Raw genomic sequence first — 17,561 nt, 5'->3', positions numbered from 1 at the left:
GGAAAAAGCGACGCTCCCGTCCCGCGGAGAGAACACCGGGATGACCCCACCCACCGACGAACGGTTCTACATCGAGCTGCTCAAGCTGCTGCTGCACGTGGCCTGGAGCGACGACGAGCTCAACCCCCGCGAGGCCCAGGCGCTCCTGGGCGCGGCCCAACGCTGGAAGGTGCCGTTGCATGAGTTGCAGCGGCTCGAGCGCTGCCTCGAGCTGGGGGAGCCCCTGCCCGCGCCGAACCTGGGCCTGCTGCGCCAATCCCCCGACGAGGTGCTGTCCACGGTGCGCACGCTCATCCACAGCGACGCCCAGGTGCACTTCGCCGAGGAGGAGATGCTCGCCCAGCTGCGCGAGATGCTGGGACTGCCGCCCGCCTGAGTCATGGACGTGCGAAGGGCCAAATCTGGCCCGGGAGAGTTCCTGGCTGGACGACCCCTCAGCCGGAGATGATCCGCTGCAGTTCCTCCTTGTCCTTGGAGAAGGAGAAGGAGGAGTTGAGCTGGTAGCCGTTCTGGCGGTCCAGCACGCGCGGCCACAGCAGCCGCACCGCGTTGAGCCGGTCCGAGGAGAAGGAGAACTGGGGCAGCAGTTGCTGCACCTGGCCCACGAGGAAGTAGTTGCCGCGCGCGGACTCCTCGAGGACCCGCGTCTTGTTGGCGGCGAAGGACTCACGCGCCACGGCATCCAGGATCCGCCGCAGCTGGCTGTCGGCGATGGGCGAATACGCCGGAGGCGGCGGGGGCGCGGGCGCGGGCGGCCTCGGGGGGTTGTAGCCGCGCGCGTCGGGAGCGGAGGAGAGCACCTTCCGCAGATCTCGCAGTTCCTGGTACGCCTCGTTCAGCTTGCCCCGGCCATCGCCGCGGCGGCTGCGCTCGACGGCCTCGCCCATCAGCGACTCCAGCCGGGCCAGACGCCGCTCCAGGTCCTCGCGCTCGACCACCACGGGCGTGCCACGCGAGCCCCAGCGGGCATCGGCCTCGGGGCCAGGACCCCCGCGAAAGCCCGTGGCGCCCGGAGACACGGCTCCCGAGGCCTCGCCCGGAGGCGGAGTCAGGGCCGGAGAGGTCTGGGCGGAGGCGGAGAGGGCGGCGAGCAGGGCCAGGGCGGCGAGCAGCGGTTTCATGGGATCTTCTCTCGGGAAGGAGGCGCCTTGGCGCATCCACCCCCCCCAGACGTGGGCCGGGCGTACGAATTCAAACGGCCCCCGCTCCGAACGCACCTGGACTGTCCGAACAGGCGCACCTGCCTGGCAGTGAACCCGGGAACTCCCGTTTTCGAGCGCACGCCTGTCCCAGAGGGAGAGCATCCAGGCAGGCGTGACGAGGAGACCCCCTTCGCCCGCGCGAGCCTCAGCGCCCAGCAGGGAACAGAACCGGCCAAGGGAGTGTTTTCCGTACGATCGCGCCCTTGCGTCGGATGTCGTGAAAACGAGGCCAGGAGATTTCCTGCCTCGACTTCACGGTGAGCGGGGTATAGGTCCGATCTGCGCTCGAGTGAGCGGACAGTTTGGCGATGGACGCCCTGCTGTACAGGAAAGCATCAAGGCAATGGCAACTGGCACCGTGAAGTGGTTCAACGACGCGAAGGGCTTTGGATTCATCGCGCAGGATGGCGGAGAGGACGTGTTCTGCCACCACACCGCCATCAACATGGACGGCTTCCGCACGCTGCAGGAGGGTCAGCGGGTGACCTTCGACGTGACGCGCGGCCCCAAGGGTCTTCAGGCCTCGAACGTGCGCGCGGAGTAGCTGTACCCGCGACCCACGCACCTTATCTTTTAGTGAAGAGGCCCGGCCTCCCAAGAGGCCGGGCCTCTTTTTTCCTCTATCCGCGGAGCAACCATGCAGGGAAGGTCGACAAAGCGACAGAAGGAAATGGCTCGCCAGCAGAAGCAGCGCGACAAGGAGGCCCGGAAGGAGGAGCGCCAGCGTGACAAGGAGGCTCGTCCCACCCGGCAGCCCGGTGAGGAGGATCCCGACATCGCGCACATCGTCCCCGGACCCCAGCCCCTCCCCGAGGGGTGGTGACGCGGTCCCGTGTGCGCATTGAACACCCCGCCTGGGGTCATCCGGGACAGGGCCACCCCACGGTCGGCCTGTCCTGGGTGAAGTGCGGAGCCCGTCCCCAGGAGCTCGTTCAGTCCGGGAGAGGGTGGCGTCGCAGGAACTCCGCGCGCAGATGATGCAGATAGTCCCGAGCCTCGGGAGCACCTTCCTCCGGTGCCCAGGGGGCGAAGGACTTGTCGTTGGCCAGTGAATACGGCCCGTTTTTCGCCTCGAAGAGCACCGTGTCTGGCACGAGCGCCACGAGGCCATGGAAGGGACCCGGACCCAGGTCCACGCCAAAGCGTTCGCCGCCCGCTTCCAACCGGACACAGTCGCGCACGCGCCCATCCTCCTCGAAGGTGAAGAAGGCCACGGCACCGCGCAGCACCACCCAGGACTCGGAGCGGGGCGGATCCAGGTGCCGATGGGGCCGCACGTAGCTGTCCGGCTGGACGACGTTGAGCATCCGCTGCAACCCTTCCGACTCGTGCTTGTGCAGGGGCAGGATGATGCGCTGGCGGGGACTCGCCCGGGAGGCCTCCGCGGCCTCGTCCACCTGCGAGCGCGAGAGGATGACGAGTGTGCCTTCGGGTGCGGTCAGGGCACGGCGGAACGAGGAGGTCATGGCGCCCAGCGGACCACGACTGGCGCGGACTGGCCAGTCCCATGCGGGAGTGGAATGGGGACAACGAATACCGCACTGCGTGCTGTCGCCAGGCAAGCTGGCGGGGCAAGATACATCCCGCCATGACTTTCGAGGAGTTGGAGCAGCGGCTGAAACTGGGTGAGGACACCGTCACCGAGTTCAAGAGCACCGTGGTGAACAACTACCTCGTGGATCCGAAGGACATCGCCAAGGCCATCACCGCGATGGCGAACACCCAGGGCGGCCACCTCTTCCTCGGCGTGGAGGATGACGGGACAGTGAGCGGCGCTGGAACCCCTCAGCAGGTGGACAAGCTGATGCTCCAGGTGAGCCATGCCTGCAACCAAGGCATCCAGCCCCCGCTCACCTGCTCCTTCCAGAAGCTTGAGAGCCACGGGCAGACGCTCCTAGTCGTGGAAATTCCCCGATTCAGCGCCGAGCGCCCGTACCACGCGGCGGGCAAGTACTACGTCCGCGACGCGAACCAGTCCCGGGAGGCCCGGCGTGACGAGCTCATCCGCCTGCTCCAGTCGGCCGACTACCACTTCGACGAGGAGCCCGTGGCCGGCTCCCGGTTCGAGGATCTGGATCCCGAGGCGATCCGCGCCTTCCTCGATCTCCTCTACGACGAGCCAGATGAGGCGGACGGACGCCAGTTGCTCTCCGCCCTGCAATGCCTGGATGCATCGGGTACTCCCACCGTCACGGGAATGCTGCTCTTCGGACGGGAGCCCCAGGGCAAGTTCCTGGACGCGCGCATCTCGGCCGTGCTGTTCAAGGGCACTGAATTGACCTCCGAGTTCGTCGACCGGAAGGAAATCACGGGCAGGCTCTTCGACCAGATCGATGACGCGGTGATCTTCCTCAAGAAGAACGTGCGCTCGCCTTCTCATGTGGAGGGGATGGAGCGGATCGAGGAAGGCCTGCCCGAGAAGGTCCTCCGCGAGGCCGTCCTCAATGCCGTGGCCCACCGCGACTACCGGGCGGCATCCCAGGTGCGCATCTTCGTCTTTGACGACCGGGTGGAGATCGTGAATCCGGGAGAACTGCTCAACAAGCTCACACTCGAAGGCATCCGGGTGGGCGGCATCAGCCAGCGCCGCAACCCCGTACTGGCCGGACTGCTCGCCCGTGCGCGCCGCCGCGAGAACCTGGGCATGGGTGTTCCAGAAATGATTCGCCAGATGAAGGCACGCAAGCTGCCTCCTCCCGAGTTCAGCGTGGGCGACGGCCATTTCCGCGTCGTACTCCGGCTGCGCGGAGAAGATGGCCATGCCTGACGCCCCCTGGTGGGAGCGCACGCCCGAGGGCACACCGCTCCTCCTGGCTTTCGTCCAGGTGAGCCGGGACAGAGTGGCGGAGGAATCACTCCGACAGCGGGCCCGCTACATCGCTGGCGTCGAGTATGTCGCCGATAAGGTCAGCGCGGCTCAACCTCTGAGCTGGCGCGAAGACGACATCCTGTTACTCGTCCAAGGCGAGGATTCGCACACGGCCATCATCAATGCACTCTCAGCCGCCGAGGCCATCCGTGAACGAGCCATGGTGGACCTATCGATGACCGTCCGACTCGCGGTGCATGCCGCCCGGGTCGATTGGACTCCGACGCGCGAGAAACTCGCGCCCCAGGATGTCGCTCGATGCGAACAACTGGCACAGGCCGCCCCTCTCCAGGGAATCGCCATCACGGAAGACGTGTACTTGTCCTTGACGGACGCCGAGCGACGGCGTTTCGCGCCTCTAGGGAAGTGGGTCCACGACGGACTGGCCGCGTATGTCTTTCCCACGGGGCTGGCCACTCAGGCAACTCCCGGGGCCTTTAAACCCCTCGGGAACACGACACACTGGCAAGCCATCCGGCGCTATGTCAACAGTCCGGAGATCCGCCGACTGCGCTACGTCGGATTTCCGCTCCAGAAGAAGCAACCTCCGAGCCTGGACATCCGCGAGGTCTTCATCCCGCCCGAGGCGCGGCGCCTCGGGAACCTGCTCCCGAACCATGTCCAGGCAGCCCGGCAGCTACACGTCAGCATCGGACCGTCCGAAAAAAAGGTGGAGGCCGGAGGTGGGAAGAAGGGAGGGGTTCCTATCCCGCGCGAACCACTGGCGAGGCTCGTACGGACACACAAAGCCCTGGTGGTACTCGGAGACCCCGGCGCGGGAAAGACCACGGTACTAAAATGGCTCGCGGTGCTCGCCGCGGGAGGAGCGCTCGCTTGGGCAGAGCGGATCGGCACCTCGGAGCGACTGCTTCCACTACTGGTCAGTGTCGGCCGACTGGCACAACTCCGCTCTCAGATGGACGAGGACTGCTCCGTTGCTCACGTGCTCGCCACCTACTTCCAGGATCGTGAAGTGGGGGATGCGGCGGAACTGAGGCCCTTCTTCGAACGGACGCTGGAAGCGGACGAGTGCATGCTCCTGCTCGATGGCCTTGATGAAGTCCAGAGCAAGGAGCGAAGCGTTGTCCTGCGCTGGATTGAGACATTCTGCGCCCAATACCCGCGCAATCGTTTCGTCATCTCCACTCGCCGCGTGGGCTACTCCGGAATCACGCTTCCCGAGGGAGTGGAGGTAGAACTCGCCGAGTTCCAAGACGAACAGATCCACCGATATGTCCGCGCCTTCGAGCGCGCCTGCCGCCGGTGGGAAAACGAGGGAACGCCGGATGATGCGGGAGCAAATAGGAACTCGGAACGGCTCCAGGAAGCGCTCTTCGCCAATCCCCGTCTGACGGATCTCGCCCGCAATCCCTTCCTTTTATCCGCCCTAGCCCTGATTCACAGAGCCGAGGGGCGTCTGCCGCGGCATCGGGTGCAGGCGTATGAGATCTTCGCGCGGACCTTGTGCGAAACCTGGGGTCGAGCCCGCCAAATCGTCGCGAGTGACATACCCGCACGAGATATCCGTTACGAGGAAGAGGCCATCCCCATCCTCGGAGAACTCGCGCTGCGAATGCACCTGGAGTGGCCCACGGGAGTCGCCCCTGAAGACTTCGTCATCCGAACCCTTACCCAAGCCCACCAGGAACACACTGGAGTAACGCCAATCGAAGCCGAACGCTCCGCGAAGGAGTTTCTGGAGCGTGCGGGCCGGGAAGTTCAGATCCTGCTAGAGCGAGGCGCGGGCCAATGGGGTTTTCTCCACTTGACCTTTCAAGAGTTCTTCACCGCCGTGGGACTCCTCTCGGCGGAGAACTTCGAGCCCGTCGCGCTTGAGCACCTCTTCAATCCACGCTGGGAGGAAATCATCCGGCTGGGCGTGGGCTACATGGCGCTCATCCAGAAGCGGGCACAGGCCACGCAACGGTTCGTCCGCCAAGTGTTAGCCCACGAGGTAATCAGCCCCCAGCAGCACCTGAGCACATCCGAGCGGAAGCCAGTCTATCTCGCCGCGCTGCTGGCCAGCGAAGCGGGAGATACACTACCGCCCTCCCTGCAAGTGGAGATCGCCAAGGCGGTGATGACATGGAACCAATCCGTCCCAGAAACAGTCGCACTGCCGTTGCTGCGTGAACTGGCCCTGACGGAGTTCGCGGAACGGCTCTTGGATGAACTACTGAGTAACGCTTCCTCAAATGAAGAGACCGTCCAGGAGAAGGTCCTTCTCGCACTAGGCATTCTCCGGGGTGCACGCGCACGCCAAGCACTACAACTGGCGGCGAAGGCGCAAAACAGCGCGATCAGAGCGCAAGTCGCCCGGAGCATCATCATGGGAGGGGATCCGATGGATTGGGAAACGCTCTCTCTACTCGCCGATGATCGGGACTCAAGAGTCCGCAGTTCGGCGTTGGCAGGGTTCATTTCATCCCAAGACCCGTACAGACGCGACGAAGCGCTCGAGCTGCTTTTGAACAACTCTCGGGCGGAGGTGCTAAGGCACGTCATACAGATTATCGTATCCATCAGAACCTTGCAACCCAGGCACGAGTTCCCAAGCACATTCAAAGCAGCTGCACCGCATTTCGTTCAGCACGCCCTCTACAGGGGTCTTTCTCACGAGGACGAAAGTGTGCGGAAGGAAGCGTTCTTCCTCCTTGCCATGGAGCACGAGCGTTTTCCGGACGAGGCCCACGCTCACTCAGAAGAACTTGAACGGTTCATCCAATCGACTCTCAATCCTTCTTCTCCATTCCAACGCCCTCCGCCAGTCGATGAGGAGCGGGAGTTACATGAACGCGCACTTCAAGGGGACCCCGGGGTTCTGACCGACCTCGCGCAGTCCTTTGCCCACCGGCTCGAGGGAACCTTGAGACGCGACATGAGGTGCGATGCGGAAGCAGCCTACGACGCCGTCATCGACGTGCTCTTCGCCTATGTCACCATGCCCGAGCGGTATGATCCCCGGACGGGTCGCCTGGAGACCTACCTCACACAGGCGGCGAAGCATCGGGTGCGAGATCGAATGAGGTCGCGGGCTTCAGAGGCCCTGCGCGAGGAGAATTTCGCGAGCGTCGTCGAACTCTGGCAGTCACCTCCAGGGGATATCTTGGAGGATTTCGTGGAGGCATCCCGCGCGGTGGACCGGCTCATCCAGCAGGAGCACCTAAGGGACGAGAAGGACGTCGCTTTTCTGCGGTTGATCCTGAGTGGGGAGGGCTCTACCGAGAAACTAGCGGAAGTGCTGGGACTAGAGACAGACTCCCAAGAGCAGATGCGAAGGGACGTTAAGCGACATCGGGATCGGCTCGCGAAGATGCTGGAACGGTTTGGCAAGGAGCTTGACGACCCGGTTTGACTGGCTCCTAACTGGCAAGCCCATGAACGGCTCGTCGGCCCCCTCGCCCTCCAAGCCGCCCTTGAGCCCCTGAGCGCCAAGCCGCCCAGCACCCCCGTACAGGCCCGCGCTAGAGGGAGAGGCCGGGGCCCCCCGCTCCTTCCGCCTCCTCCAACGGAGCAGGCAGGCTCCTCCTGGAAACCAGTGGTCATCCCACGCCATGCGTACCAAATCATACATGTCACCCAGTGAGCGGAAGGCTCCCGAGGAGGTGGGGCATCACCGCGGAGCCTGCTCCTGGCGACAGGATCGGTCTTGTCCCAGGGAAAGGAGCCGGTGCGGCCATGAGCACGATTTTGCTTGTCGATGACGAACCCGAGTTCCTCGATCTCTACACCGAGATCCTCGAGCTGATGGACCACCGGGTCGTACAGGCCCACGATGGACACGAGGCACTGAAGCTCGCCCACGTGCGCAGGCCCGATCTCGTCGTGACCGACTGGCAGATGCCGCGCATGAGTGGCGTGGAGCTGTGCCAGCAGCTCATCCAAGACGCGGAGCTGAGCGGCATTCCCATCATCATGCACAGCGCCGAGCAGGACCCTCACGCTCCGGGCGTCACCGCGTTCCTCTCCAAATGTTCGACGCTCTCCCGCTTCGAGGAGGTCGTCAATCAAGCCCTCACGGACTCGAGTGAAAATCCACAAGGTCCTCCCTCGGGCCCCTCCGTGAAGGAGCTGTCCGCGACCTCCCGGGACACGCTGTGGAAGCAGAGTCGCGCCTGTGGGCTGCTGCATTGAGGGCGCCCGTGCCCCCCGCTGGCTCTCCCACCAGGCGAGCAACCTGGGTCCCCTGCCGCTCCGCGCGGCGTGTGTAGCTTCACCCCACACCACAACACCTCTCGGAGGGGTACTTCATGGCCGCACCGGCTCTCACGACTAGCGCTTACGTTCTTCACAACCTCGGTCTCGCCGTTGGTTTCGGAGGCTCGCTGTTTGGACAGGCGGCGCTCAATCCGTCCGTCAAGCTCATCGCCGACAAACAGGAGCGTGCCAAACTCGTCAACGCCGCCTGGAATGGCTACAACATCATCAACCTGCTCGGCCTGGGCACCACCGCCATCACCTGGCTCATCGGCCGCTCGCGCATCAACGGCCGCGCCATCTCCGCCGACGCGCACAAGCTCGTCATCGCCAAGGACATCTTGCTGGGCGCCACGCTCGTGAGCGGCCTCGTCAACGTGTTCACCGGCGGATTCCTCGCCAAACGCTCCATGAAGGACGGCGTCCCCATGGACTCGGGCTTCAAGGCCGCGCCCGAGGCGCCCCAGGACGTCAAGCGCGCCACCTCGCTCGTCAACGGCCTGGGTCTCTTCAGCATCATCTCCATGGCGGGCCTCATCGGCGTGTCCACGTGGCTGGACAACACCGCCCAGAAGAGTGTCCGGTGGAACATCTTCGCCCGCTTCCTCCCGTGAGCGGGTGATCCATCCCCAGGCGGGCGTTTCGCCCACCGGGGTCCTGGCCTCCCTTCGCCCGCGAAGGGGGGCCTTCCCGTTTTCCGGCTTCCCGCGTCCCGAATACGACGGGAGAACACCTCCCCATCACCCTCGACGATGCACACCCTGATGGCGCGATCATCTTGGAGGGGCGTCATGGGCGGAAGCAGACGGGGGTGGGGGCTGGTAGGAGTGTGGGCGCTCCTCATGGCCGGATGCGGGCCCGCGGAGGGAGGTCCCCAGGAGGTCCTTCCGGAGACCCCCGAGGCCACGACGCCCGCTCCTGGGAATCCCTCGGATGGGCACACCCAGCCCCTGCCGGACGGCATCACCGTGACCCCCGTGCGTCCGGATGAGCAGGGCACGCCGCCGAGGCCCCTGGCCCCCCTCTTCCAACCGGGCTTTCACGAGGCCCTGCGCTGGTCCCAGAGCACCAGCGCCGTGACGTACCGCCTGCGCGTGCCCGTGGGCCGCGCGGGGACGCGCCTCCGGCTCGCCTTCCGCTCGGGTGACGGCGGCATGACCCTCAGCAAGGCGACGGTGGCGAAGGCGGGGGCCAATGGCTCGCTCGCGTCCACGCCGGTGACCGTGACGTTCTCCGGCTCGCAGGGCTTCTCCGCGGGGGCGCGCCAGCGCGTGGAATCCGATCCCATCCCCTTCACCGTGCGCTTCCGGGACGAGCTCGCCGTGTCCTTCGAGGTGCAGGGCGCCCTGGCGGTGAGCGCCATCGAGACCCTGCCCGGCAGCTACGTGCGCGCGGGCTCGTACGCGAGCACCCCGGGCGCGCTGGGCGGTTCGGCCTGGGCGAAGGGCATCGGTCTGGCCACGATCGACGTCGAGGGCCCTCCGGCCCGCGCCTTCGTCGCGATTGGCGACAGCATCACCGAGGGCTACATCACCGACCATGACGACACGCGCAAGGCATGGCCCTCGGTGGCCGAGGCCCAGCTCGGCGTGCCCATCGTCAACGCGGGCGTCTCCGGCCAGGGCTTCTACGACGAATTGCAGAACCTGGATCAGGAAGTGCTTTCGCTCAAGGGCGTCACGGATTGTCTCATCCTGCTGGGCACCAATGACTTGTCATCCCTGGACATCGAGGGGCTGAAGACCCGCATGGGCCTGCTCGTGGACCGGCTCAAGCCCCGCTGCCGCCCCTGGGTGAGCACCCTCCTGCCCAAGGAGAAGTCGAACCACGGGGACTACGAGGTGGTGAAGCGCGATCGGCTGGCATTCAATGCCTGGGTGCGCTCCACCTACGCCGCCAACCTCATCGACCTGGAGGCGGTGACGCGCCAGCCCGGCAACGTGCACCTGTTCATCGACGGGCTGGAAGTGGATGGCATCCACCCGAGCGCCCGGGGCCACCAGGTGATGGCCACCGAGGTCGTGCGCGTGCTGCGCGGCGCGGGCGTGCTGGCCGAGTCGGGCGTGCAACCCCTGCCCGCTCCCGAGGCGGAGCCCGACACCGAAGCCGAAGCCGAGACCCAGCCTTGATGAAGCCCCACGGGCCCCCCGCGACTCCATGACGGGCCCCTGGTACGACGCGGTGGTGGTGGGCGCGGGCTTCGGCGGCCTTGGCGCCGCGCTCGAACTCACCCGGCGCGGTGCCCGCGTGGCGCTCTGCGAAACCCTCAACTACCCCGGGGGCTGCGCCAGCACCTTCCACCGCCACGGCCACGCCTTCGAGTCCGGTGCCACCCTCTTCTCCGGACTCGCCGACGGGCAACTCTTCGGCCGATGGGTCCGCGAACTCGGGCTCGACGTGACGGTGGACTGGGTGGATCCACTCGTGGAGCTGCGCACGCCCGGCATGCGGCTCGTCGTGTATCACGATCGCGATCGCCTGCTGGACCAACTCCGGGCCTTTCCCGGCGCGCCGGCACGCGCCCTCGGGGACTTCTTCGCCCTGCAACGCCGGGTGGCCGATGCCCTGTGGCCCCTCTTCGATGATCCCACCCTGCTGCCTCCGCTCGACGTCCGGGCCCTGCTCCACCACGCCTCGCGCGCCGGGAGCTACCTGCCCCTGGCACGCTGGATGGGCCGGCCGCTCGGCGCCGTGCTCGAGCACCTGGGCCTGCTCGGCTTCACGCCCCTGCGCACCTACCTGGACGCGCTCTGTCAAATCACCGTGCAGTGCGCCGCCGCCGAGGCGGAAGCGCCCTTCGCGCTCGCGGCCATGGACTATTACTGGCGAGGCACCGGCCACGTGCGCGGCGGCATCGGCCAGCTCGCCCGGGCGCTCGCCGGAGCCGTCACCGCCGAAGGAGGCGACGTGCTCCTCGCCAACCGGGTGAAGTCCCTCACGCCCACGTCCGGCGGCTGGCGGGTGGAGTCGCGCCGGGGAGAACTGCTCACGCGCCACGTGGTGGCCAACGTACTGCCCCAGGGCCTCGCTAGGCTGTTGAGCCCCACCGCCAGCAAGCAGCTTCCCCACCGGGTCCGCTCGCTCGCGGGGAAGGTGGCCGAGGGGTGGGGAGCCGTGATGCTCTACCTCGTCGTGGGCGCCCCCGAGGGTGCCTCGCCCCACGCCCATCACCTGGAGCTGATCCAGGAGCCGCACGCGCCCTTCATCGAGGGCAATCACCTCTTCGCGTCCTTCAGCGGCGAGGCCGACATGGGCCGCGCGCCCCCGGGCCAGCGCACCGTGACGGTGTCCACGCACGTGCCGCTGCGAGCCCTCCGGGACGCGTCTCCCGAGGAGCGGGCACGGCTCGTCTCTCGGCTACAGCAGCGGATGCGCGAGGGACTGGAGCACCTCGCCCCCGAGTGGATGAGGGATGTGCGGCACGAGATGACGGGCTCGCCCCGCACCTTCGAGCGCTTCACGGGACGCGACGGAGGCGCGGTGGGCGGGGTGCCCCGCCGCGCGGGGTTGCACCACTATGTCTCGATGAGCCCCCGGCCCGTGCTGGAGGGGCTGTGGCTCGTGGGCGACTCGGTCTTCCCCGGACAGAGCACCCTAGCCACCGCGCTCGGGGGCGTGCGCACCGCCGCCCGCGTCGCGCCGCGTCAATCACCCGCGAAGCGGACTCCGGCCGCTTTCGCCTCGGCCACGAGTGCATCCACTTTCTGGAGATAGGCGTCCATGTCCGCCTTCCGCTCCAGTCCACCCGAGGACATGTAGCGCACAGTGCCGAAGATTTCCCGCTGGCCCCAGGGCCGGTCGTGCAGACCAAACACCCAGCCCACGTTGGCGAAGGAATTCGCGTCGCGCCCATCCAGGAAGTACGTGTTGTTGAGCGTCAAGGCGGTGCGGTAGCCGTGCTCCGGAGTGCTGCTCCACTCCAGGATCTTCTTGCCCCAGTACATGCGCATGGCGTTGTGCATGTAGCCCGTGTAGCGCATCTCCCGCATGGCGGCGTTCCAGTAGGGATCGTGCGTCCGCGCCGCCTCGAGCTGGACATAGGAGTACTGGTGGTGCCGCTCATCCCCGCGGTGCTGGTGCAACGTGTCACGGGCCCACCGGGGCAGACAGGAGTAGTCGTCGTAGTGGGGCGTGTACTCGCAGAAGTTCTGCGCCAGCTCGCGCCGGACGATGAGTTCCTCGAGGAAGCTCTCGCGCTGGGAGTCCGCCGCCCGGGCCGCCCGCGCGGCGAGCGCCACCGTCACCGGGCTCACCTGTCCGAAGTGCAGGTACTTGCTCATGTGCGAGACATGGTCCGTCTCGGGATGAGGCCGACTCTCCTTGTATTCGGGCAGATGCCGGGTGAGGAAGGCGCGCAGGAGCTGGTTCGCCCGGCGCGTGCCTCCCTGGAAACGGTGGTGGACCGGAGGCACGCCGCGCTCCAGCTTCATCCGGCCGAGCAACGCGTCGAGGTCATCCAGCGAAACGCCTTTCACCTCCAGGTGCGAGGCGTTCGTCTTGAGCGGCGTGGGTGAGAGGGGCGTCAGGTATGCGTTCCACAGACGGTGGATCTTCGGCCGCAAGGTGCGAGCGGCGTACTCGGCCTTGCCCGAGACCGAGTCCACGGGCACCACCACGTCTCCCTCCACCTGGAACACGGGACAGCGGGCCTCGGCGGCGAGCGTCTGGCGCCACTGTTTCTGGTGGCGCAGGTAGCCCCGGTCGCACACCACGAGCGCCGCGCGCCGCGCGAGCTTGAGCGCCACGGCCTCTGGACCGCCGCGCTGGACGACGAAGGGAATCCTCCTTCGCGCGAGGGCCCGGGCGGTGTCCCGCAGTCCCTCCAGCAGGAAGCGGTAGTGACGCACGTTGGCGCCCGGATAGTCGTCCATGAGCCCGAAGCCCACGAGCAGCGGCAGCTTCGCCGCGTTGGCGCGTTGCACGGCGTACTCCAGGGCCGGGTTGTGCTCGGCCCGAGCGCTCTGCTGCATCCAATAGAGGACATAGTCGCCGCCCTTGGCCTCCCGGGTGCTGAGTTGCTGGATGCGGCTGTCCTCGATGCGCCTGTTCGCCATGAGCTGGCTCCGTTACCACAGCCCCCGTGCCGCCTGACGGCGGACGCCGGGAATGTGCACGTCTCAAAACTCAATGGGTAGACTCAGGGCCCATGGCTCGCCGCAAACAGGCTCCCCCGCCCACCGATGAGACCACCCTGCGCGTGCGCAACCTGATCGCACTGGACGCCGCGCATCTCATGCGCCGCCTGGAGGCGCGTCGCGGCGAGATGTTCGTCCTCTTCTCGCGCCTGCGCAGCCGTGCCCCCATGCTCGAGACGCTCGCCACGCGCTACACCAGCGCCACCTTCCACGAACTCATGCACCTGCCCGCGCGCGAGCAGTCGATCGTGGACCACTTCTACGAGTGTCTGGACACGATGCGCTGGTACTTCACCTATACCGAGGACATGCCCAGCACCGCCCAGCAGACCTTCTCCACCCTGCACCGGCGTCTGGAGGAAGCCCACCGCAAGCTCGTGGCCACCCTCGGCCCCCCCGTCTCCCCCGACGGCGTCACCGTGGTGGAGGGCGAGGTCCTGCGCCGCGCCGACACGCCCGAGCCCGAGGCGCCGAGCAAGCCGCGCCGCGCCATCAAGTCCCTTCCCTGACGAGCGAGCGAGCGGGCGGCTCGGGCCGGTGAAGTGCTCCGGCCGGTTCCTGGGTCACCAGGAGGTTTGCGTCTAGACTTCGCCCCGCATGTTCGATGCTTCTCGTGCCCGGCGGTGGACGGGCTTTCTCCTCCTGCCGCTGCTCGGTGTGCTCACGTGGGGGCTGTCGCGTCCCCCGCCCGAGCCCAGCTCCCATCGCCGCCCCCGTGCCAAGCGGACCGCTCGGACTCCCGCTCCGAGGAGCCCGCCCGTCCTGCTCGCCCGGGCGCCCCCCCCCAAGGCACCTCCTCCCCCGGCCCCCATCCGCCGTACCCGGCCCGCGCCCTCGCCCCGCGCGCTGCGGCTGCACCAGCTCGGCGAGAAGCTGGGCACGCTCACTCCCGGGATGGAGAACCCCTGCGTCACCCCCTCGGAGGAGCGCTGCGCCCGGACCGCGCTCGGTCCCTTCTTCGACTCGCTCGACGCCCTCACCTCCGGAACGGCCACCGCCCCCACCGTCATCTCCGCGTTCGGCAACTCGTTGATCGCGGGGGATCGCATCGTCGACGTGGTGCGCGAGGAGCTGAGCGGCGCCTTCGGTGACTCGGGCCGGGGCGTGCTGCTCGTGGACCGGCTCGCGCCCTATGGACCGCGCGCGCGCGCGGGCTTCGCGCAGGGCGAATGGGAGCCGCGCACCCTGGGCGAGCTGCAGCTCGCGCCCCTGCCCTTCGGCATCAGCGGCGTGTACCACCAGTCCGTCAGCGCCAGGGCCCGCAGCCGCTTCACCCTGGAGGGAGAGCCCCGGGGCACCCTCTGGTGGCTCGACGCGCCCGAGGGCGGCCAGTTGTCCGTGCACTCCCAGGGACAGGTCCTCGCCACCACCGAGCCCCAGGGCGACGGCCAGGCCAGGTCCCTCGCCTTCGACATTCCCGCGGGCGCGCGCACCCTGGACGTGGTGGCGGACGGCAAGGGCGCCGTGGTGCTCGGCGTGGTGTTGCAGCGGTCACGCCCCGGAATCGTGCTGGACACCCTGGGGGTGCCCTCCTCGGACGCCAATCTCTTCCTGCGCTCGAACGAGGACCTCTTCCGCGCCCAGCTCGCGGAGCGCTCGCCCCGGCTGATGCTCTTCATCCTCGGTGGCAACGAGGCCAAGCGCCTGGAATGGGGCCGCTCCAACCTGGAGGAGGTGGAGGAAGGACTGCGCGACTTCGTGCGCCGCGCGCGCGCCGCCGCGCCTGGCTCGGCGTGTCTGGTGGTGGGCCCCATCGACGCGGTGCGCGGCGGCACCGGACCCCAGCGGCTCGTGCAGCGGCCCTACCTCGACGAGGTCATCACCGTGGAGCGCAAAATCGCCCTGGCCGAGGGCTGCGCCTTCTTCGACATCTTCTCCGCCATGGGAGGCGAGGGCTCGCTCGCGCGATTCATCGAGGCCGGACTCGTCCATGACGACCTCGTCCATCCGCGCGGCCAGGGGTTGGACCTGCTCGGACAGCTCATCACCGACGCGCTCCTGAGCGCCTGGGTGGAAGAGGGACAGGTCTCGACGACCGAGGCCGTGCCATGAAGGCGCTGCTGCTCTCCGCGCTGCTGCTGGGGGGCACGCCGGTCCTCCCGGCCCCCACGCCCCCCGAGCCCCCGCTCACCCCCATTCCCATCGAAGCGCCGTCCCTGCCCGAGGACATCCAGAGCGCGTTGGATGGGCACGTGCGGGCCGAGCTCGCCCGGAGGCCCCATGCGGGGCTCTCGGTGGGGGTGATGCACGGAGCCCAGCGCTGGGTCCGCGGCTATGGGATGAGGGATGTGGCGCGCCGCAAGCCCGCCACGCCCCGCACGACGTACCGCATGGCGTCCATCACCAAGTCCTTCACCGCCGTGGCCGTGCTCCAGCTCGTGCAGCAGGGGCGCCTGAGCCTGGACACGGACGTGCACACGCTCGTGCCCGCCTTCCCCGCCCAGCCCTGGCCCGTCACCGTGCGCCAGCTGCTCGGTCACCTGGGCGGCGTGCCCCACTATGACGGGCCCGAGGCCGCGGAGAACATCCGCCGCCTGGACACCGCGGGCGCGCTCGCCCTCTTCGCCCACAAGCCGCTCGTGGCCGAGCCCGGCACCCAATTCGTCTACAGCACCTGGGGCTACAACCTGCTGGGCGCCGCCGTGGAGAGCGCCTCGGGCCAGGGCTTCGGCGATTACCTGCGCACGCACGTCTTCGGGCCCACGGGGATGAGCACCGCCGCCCTGGACGACTACCGCACGCGCGACACACACCAGGCCGTGGGCTACCGCCTGTCCCACCAGGGACGGCTCGTCCCCTCGCACTACCTCGACGTCTCCAGCCGCTTCGCCGGCGGCGGCGTGCGCGCCTCCGTGGAGGATCTGCTCGCCTTCGGACAGGCCATGCTCCACGACCGCCTGGTGACCCGGGACACCGCGCGGATGATGCAGACGCCCATGCGCACCCGGGACGGCCTGCTCACCGACTACGGCATGGGCTTCGCCACCTACCCCCTGCGCGGCCACTACGTGGTGGCCCATGCCGGAGGCCAGCCCGAGACGACCACCCTGCTCCTCCTGTTGCCCGCCGAGGACATCGTCCTCGCACTGGCCACCAACCTGGAGGGAGACGCCAAACGCCTGAGGCGCCTGTCCAACCGCATCATCGAGACGCTGCGCGAGGACGGTCATGTGCGCCGGGACGCCGCGTTCTCGGATCCCATGGACGCCACGGTGCACGAGGGCATCGCCCGGCTCTTCACCTACGGGCTCGCCTATCACGCCGCCCCCGGAGACGTCCCCAAACCGGGAGATCTGATCCATGCCTTCACCCAGGTGACCGAGCTGCTCGATCGCGCCCGCATCGCCCCGGAGCTTCCAGCCACCCTCGAGCGCATCCGCACCGCCCACCAGCCCCGCGAGGGCGCGTTGTTCATCCGCGTGGGAATGGAGATGGCGCGCACGCTCGAGCGCGTGCATGGCCGGGACAAACTCGGCGAATACCCCCGGCGCGGCCCGCTGGCCTTCTTCACGGACTACCTCGCCGCGTGCGAGCAGGAGGAATGCCCCGCCCCCCTGCGCTTCAACCAGGCCCTGCGCCAGGACGCGCTGCGCTTCAACGAGAACTGGCGGCGTGCCCAGGTGCCAGGACTCGTGCGCACCCGGTTGAATGAAGCCACACGCCCCGAATCCCTCTGGCCCGCGATGGAGGCAGCGAGCACGGGCGTGTTCCCCCACCCGGACTACGTGGAGGAAATGCTGCGCGTGGCATCATCGCAGGCCTCGCTCGGCCGCTTCGAGGAGCAGCGGCGATGGCTCGAGCGCGCCGTGGCCCTGCACCCGCGCTCGGAGGAGGCGCGCATCGCCCTCGCCCGGGCGCGTGCCCCCTCGGGCCAGGTGCCGGGCGGTTCCGCCTCCCCCCTCCCGCGTGCCGAAAGCCCCGTGCCCGACAACGCCGGGCTCCTCCGCCGCCAACGCCCGGCGGCCGAATTCCCATGAAACCCCGCTCTCCGGATCGTGCCGGAGCACGCGGCTTCCATGCGTTTCCGTCTTCTCCTGACACGCTCGCGGTCCGTCCAGGATCACGACAAGTCAACCACTACCTGATATTCATGGGTCCGCCGCGCGAGAGGGTACATCCCCGCGGGTGCCAAGGAGGGACCTCCGGGTTCGTCGAGAA

General features: G+C 67.8%; 15 protein-coding genes. 12 read left to right on the top strand and 3 right to left on the bottom strand.

The window, feature by feature from the left end; genetic code table 11:
* Nucleotides 1-40: 40 nt before the first annotated feature.
* On the top strand, nt 41-376 hold the full coding sequence (locus tag MEBOL_RS18675) for a tellurite resistance TerB family protein (protein ID WP_095978712.1): 336 nt from the start codon (nt 41-43) through the stop codon (nt 374-376).
* Between the two features lie 58 nt (nt 377-434).
* On the opposite strand, the gene MEBOL_RS18670 is transcribed toward MEBOL_RS18675, so the two are convergent.
* The gene (locus MEBOL_RS18670) at nt 435-1,121 is read right to left on the bottom strand and encodes a proline and serine-rich protein 1 family protein (protein ID WP_157775191.1); all 687 of its coding nucleotides are present in this window, start codon (nt 1,119-1,121) and stop codon (nt 435-437) included.
* 424 nt (nt 1,122-1,545) lie between these two features.
* On the opposite strand from MEBOL_RS18670, the gene MEBOL_RS18665 reads away from it, so the two are divergent.
* Nucleotides 1,546-1,746, top strand: a complete 201-nt coding sequence (locus MEBOL_RS18665) for a cold-shock protein (RefSeq protein ID WP_095978710.1) — start codon at nt 1,546-1,548, stop codon at nt 1,744-1,746.
* Nucleotides 1,747-1,839: 93 nt separating this feature from the next.
* Nucleotides 1,840-2,025, top strand: a complete 186-nt coding sequence (locus MEBOL_RS18660; RefSeq protein ID WP_095978709.1) for a hypothetical protein — start codon at nt 1,840-1,842, stop codon at nt 2,023-2,025.
* Between the two features lie 109 nt (nt 2,026-2,134).
* Here the strand turns inward: MEBOL_RS18660 and MEBOL_RS18655 are convergent, their stop codons facing one another.
* On the bottom strand, nt 2,135-2,668 hold the full coding sequence (locus tag MEBOL_RS18655) for a WbuC family cupin fold metalloprotein (RefSeq protein ID WP_095978708.1): 534 nt from the start codon (nt 2,666-2,668) through the stop codon (nt 2,135-2,137).
* A gap of 122 nt (nt 2,669-2,790) precedes the next feature.
* On the opposite strand from MEBOL_RS18655, the gene MEBOL_RS18650 reads away from it, so the two are divergent.
* The 6 genes from MEBOL_RS18650 (at nt 2,791) to MEBOL_RS18625 (ending at nt 11,982) form a co-directional block, all read left to right on the top strand.
* Entirely contained in the window at nt 2,791-3,969 is a 1,179-nt protein-coding gene (locus tag MEBOL_RS18650; RefSeq protein ID WP_170115540.1) for an ATP-binding protein, read from the top strand.
* Nucleotides 3,962-7,426, top strand: a complete 3,465-nt coding sequence (locus MEBOL_RS18645; RefSeq protein WP_170115539.1) for an NACHT domain-containing protein — start codon at nt 3,962-3,964, stop codon at nt 7,424-7,426. Before MEBOL_RS18650 ends, MEBOL_RS18645 begins: the two co-directional genes overlap by 8 nt.
* A 323-nt stretch (nt 7,427-7,749) precedes the next feature.
* Nucleotides 7,750-8,205, top strand: coding sequence for a response regulator (locus MEBOL_RS18640; RefSeq protein WP_095978705.1), 456 nt, complete (start codon nt 7,750-7,752; stop codon nt 8,203-8,205).
* A 116-nt stretch (nt 8,206-8,321) separates the two neighbouring features.
* Nucleotides 8,322-8,882 (top strand): hypothetical protein, encoded by a 561-nt coding sequence (locus MEBOL_RS18635; RefSeq protein WP_095978704.1) that lies wholly within the window; start codon nt 8,322-8,324, stop codon nt 8,880-8,882.
* A gap of 228 nt (nt 8,883-9,110) precedes the next feature.
* The gene (locus MEBOL_RS18630; protein ID WP_179956428.1) at nt 9,111-10,397 is read left to right on the top strand and encodes an SGNH/GDSL hydrolase family protein; all 1,287 of its coding nucleotides are present in this window, start codon (nt 9,111-9,113) and stop codon (nt 10,395-10,397) included.
* 28 nt (nt 10,398-10,425) lie between these two features.
* Nucleotides 10,426-11,982 (top strand): phytoene desaturase family protein, encoded by a 1,557-nt coding sequence (locus MEBOL_RS18625; RefSeq protein WP_095978702.1) that lies wholly within the window; start codon nt 10,426-10,428, stop codon nt 11,980-11,982.
* Here the strand turns inward: MEBOL_RS18625 and MEBOL_RS18620 are convergent.
* On the bottom strand, nt 11,913-13,322 hold the full coding sequence (locus MEBOL_RS18620; RefSeq protein ID WP_095978701.1) for a deoxyribodipyrimidine photo-lyase: 1,410 nt from the start codon (nt 13,320-13,322) through the stop codon (nt 11,913-11,915). The genes MEBOL_RS18625 and MEBOL_RS18620 overlap by 70 nt on opposite strands.
* A gap of 92 nt (nt 13,323-13,414) precedes the next feature.
* Between MEBOL_RS18620 and MEBOL_RS18615 the strand changes: the two genes are divergently transcribed.
* From MEBOL_RS18615 to MEBOL_RS18605, 3 genes are all read left to right on the top strand, one after another.
* On the top strand, nt 13,415-13,912 hold the full coding sequence (locus MEBOL_RS18615) for a hypothetical protein (RefSeq protein WP_095978700.1): 498 nt from the start codon (nt 13,415-13,417) through the stop codon (nt 13,910-13,912).
* A gap of 88 nt (nt 13,913-14,000) precedes the next feature.
* Nucleotides 14,001-15,455 carry a GDSL-type esterase/lipase family protein gene (locus MEBOL_RS18610; RefSeq protein WP_095978699.1) on the top strand — a complete coding sequence of 485 codons (1,455 nt, stop codon included), beginning with the start codon at nt 14,001-14,003 and terminating at the stop codon, nt 15,453-15,455.
* Complete coding sequence (locus tag MEBOL_RS18605; RefSeq protein WP_095978698.1) at nt 15,452-17,380, top strand: serine hydrolase domain-containing protein; 1,929 nt, start codon at nt 15,452-15,454, stop codon at nt 17,378-17,380. The genes MEBOL_RS18610 and MEBOL_RS18605 overlap by 4 nt, the downstream gene beginning before the upstream one ends.
* The last annotated feature ends 181 nt before the right edge of the window (nt 17,381-17,561 follow it).

It is taken from the genome of Melittangium boletus DSM 14713 (genome assembly GCF_002305855.1).
Lineage (GTDB): Bacteria > Myxococcota > Myxococcia > Myxococcales > Myxococcaceae > Cystobacter > Cystobacter boletus.
Note: the sequence above shows the minus strand (reverse complement) of the source record. Positions and strands in the feature narration are given on the sequence as shown.

Bases quoted from the DNA above. Each gene is read 5' to 3' on its own strand.
- MEBOL_RS18635 (WP_095978704.1), top strand. From the start codon at position 8,322: ATGGCCGCACCGGCTCTCACGACTAGCGCTTACGTTCTTCACAACCTC.
- MEBOL_RS18655 (WP_095978708.1), bottom strand. From the start codon at position 2,668: ATGACCTCCTCGTTCCGCCGTGCCCTGACCGCACCCGAAGGCACACTC.
- MEBOL_RS18665 (WP_095978710.1), top strand. From the start codon at position 1,546: ATGGCAACTGGCACCGTGAAGTGGTTCAACGACGCGAAGGGCTTTGGA.
- MEBOL_RS18605 (WP_095978698.1), top strand. From the start codon at position 15,452: ATGAAGGCGCTGCTGCTCTCCGCGCTGCTGCTGGGGGGCACGCCGGTC.
- MEBOL_RS18645 (WP_170115539.1), top strand. From the start codon at position 3,962: ATGCCTGACGCCCCCTGGTGGGAGCGCACGCCCGAGGGCACACCGCTC.
- MEBOL_RS18620 (WP_095978701.1), bottom strand. From the start codon at position 13,322: ATGGCGAACAGGCGCATCGAGGACAGCCGCATCCAGCAACTCAGCACC.
- MEBOL_RS18675 (WP_095978712.1), top strand. From the start codon at position 41: ATGACCCCACCCACCGACGAACGGTTCTACATCGAGCTGCTCAAGCTG.
- MEBOL_RS18640 (WP_095978705.1), top strand. From the start codon at position 7,750: ATGAGCACGATTTTGCTTGTCGATGACGAACCCGAGTTCCTCGATCTC.
- MEBOL_RS18610 (WP_095978699.1), top strand. From the start codon at position 14,001: ATGTTCGATGCTTCTCGTGCCCGGCGGTGGACGGGCTTTCTCCTCCTG.
- MEBOL_RS18670 (WP_157775191.1), bottom strand. From the start codon at position 1,121: ATGAAACCGCTGCTCGCCGCCCTGGCCCTGCTCGCCGCCCTCTCCGCC.
- MEBOL_RS18660 (WP_095978709.1), top strand. From the start codon at position 1,840: ATGCAGGGAAGGTCGACAAAGCGACAGAAGGAAATGGCTCGCCAGCAG.
- MEBOL_RS18630 (WP_179956428.1), top strand. From the start codon at position 9,111: ATGGCCGGATGCGGGCCCGCGGAGGGAGGTCCCCAGGAGGTCCTTCCG.
- MEBOL_RS18615 (WP_095978700.1), top strand. From the start codon at position 13,415: ATGGCTCGCCGCAAACAGGCTCCCCCGCCCACCGATGAGACCACCCTG.
- MEBOL_RS18625 (WP_095978702.1), top strand. From the start codon at position 10,426: ATGACGGGCCCCTGGTACGACGCGGTGGTGGTGGGCGCGGGCTTCGGC.
- MEBOL_RS18650 (WP_170115540.1), top strand. From the start codon at position 2,791: ATGACTTTCGAGGAGTTGGAGCAGCGGCTGAAACTGGGTGAGGACACC.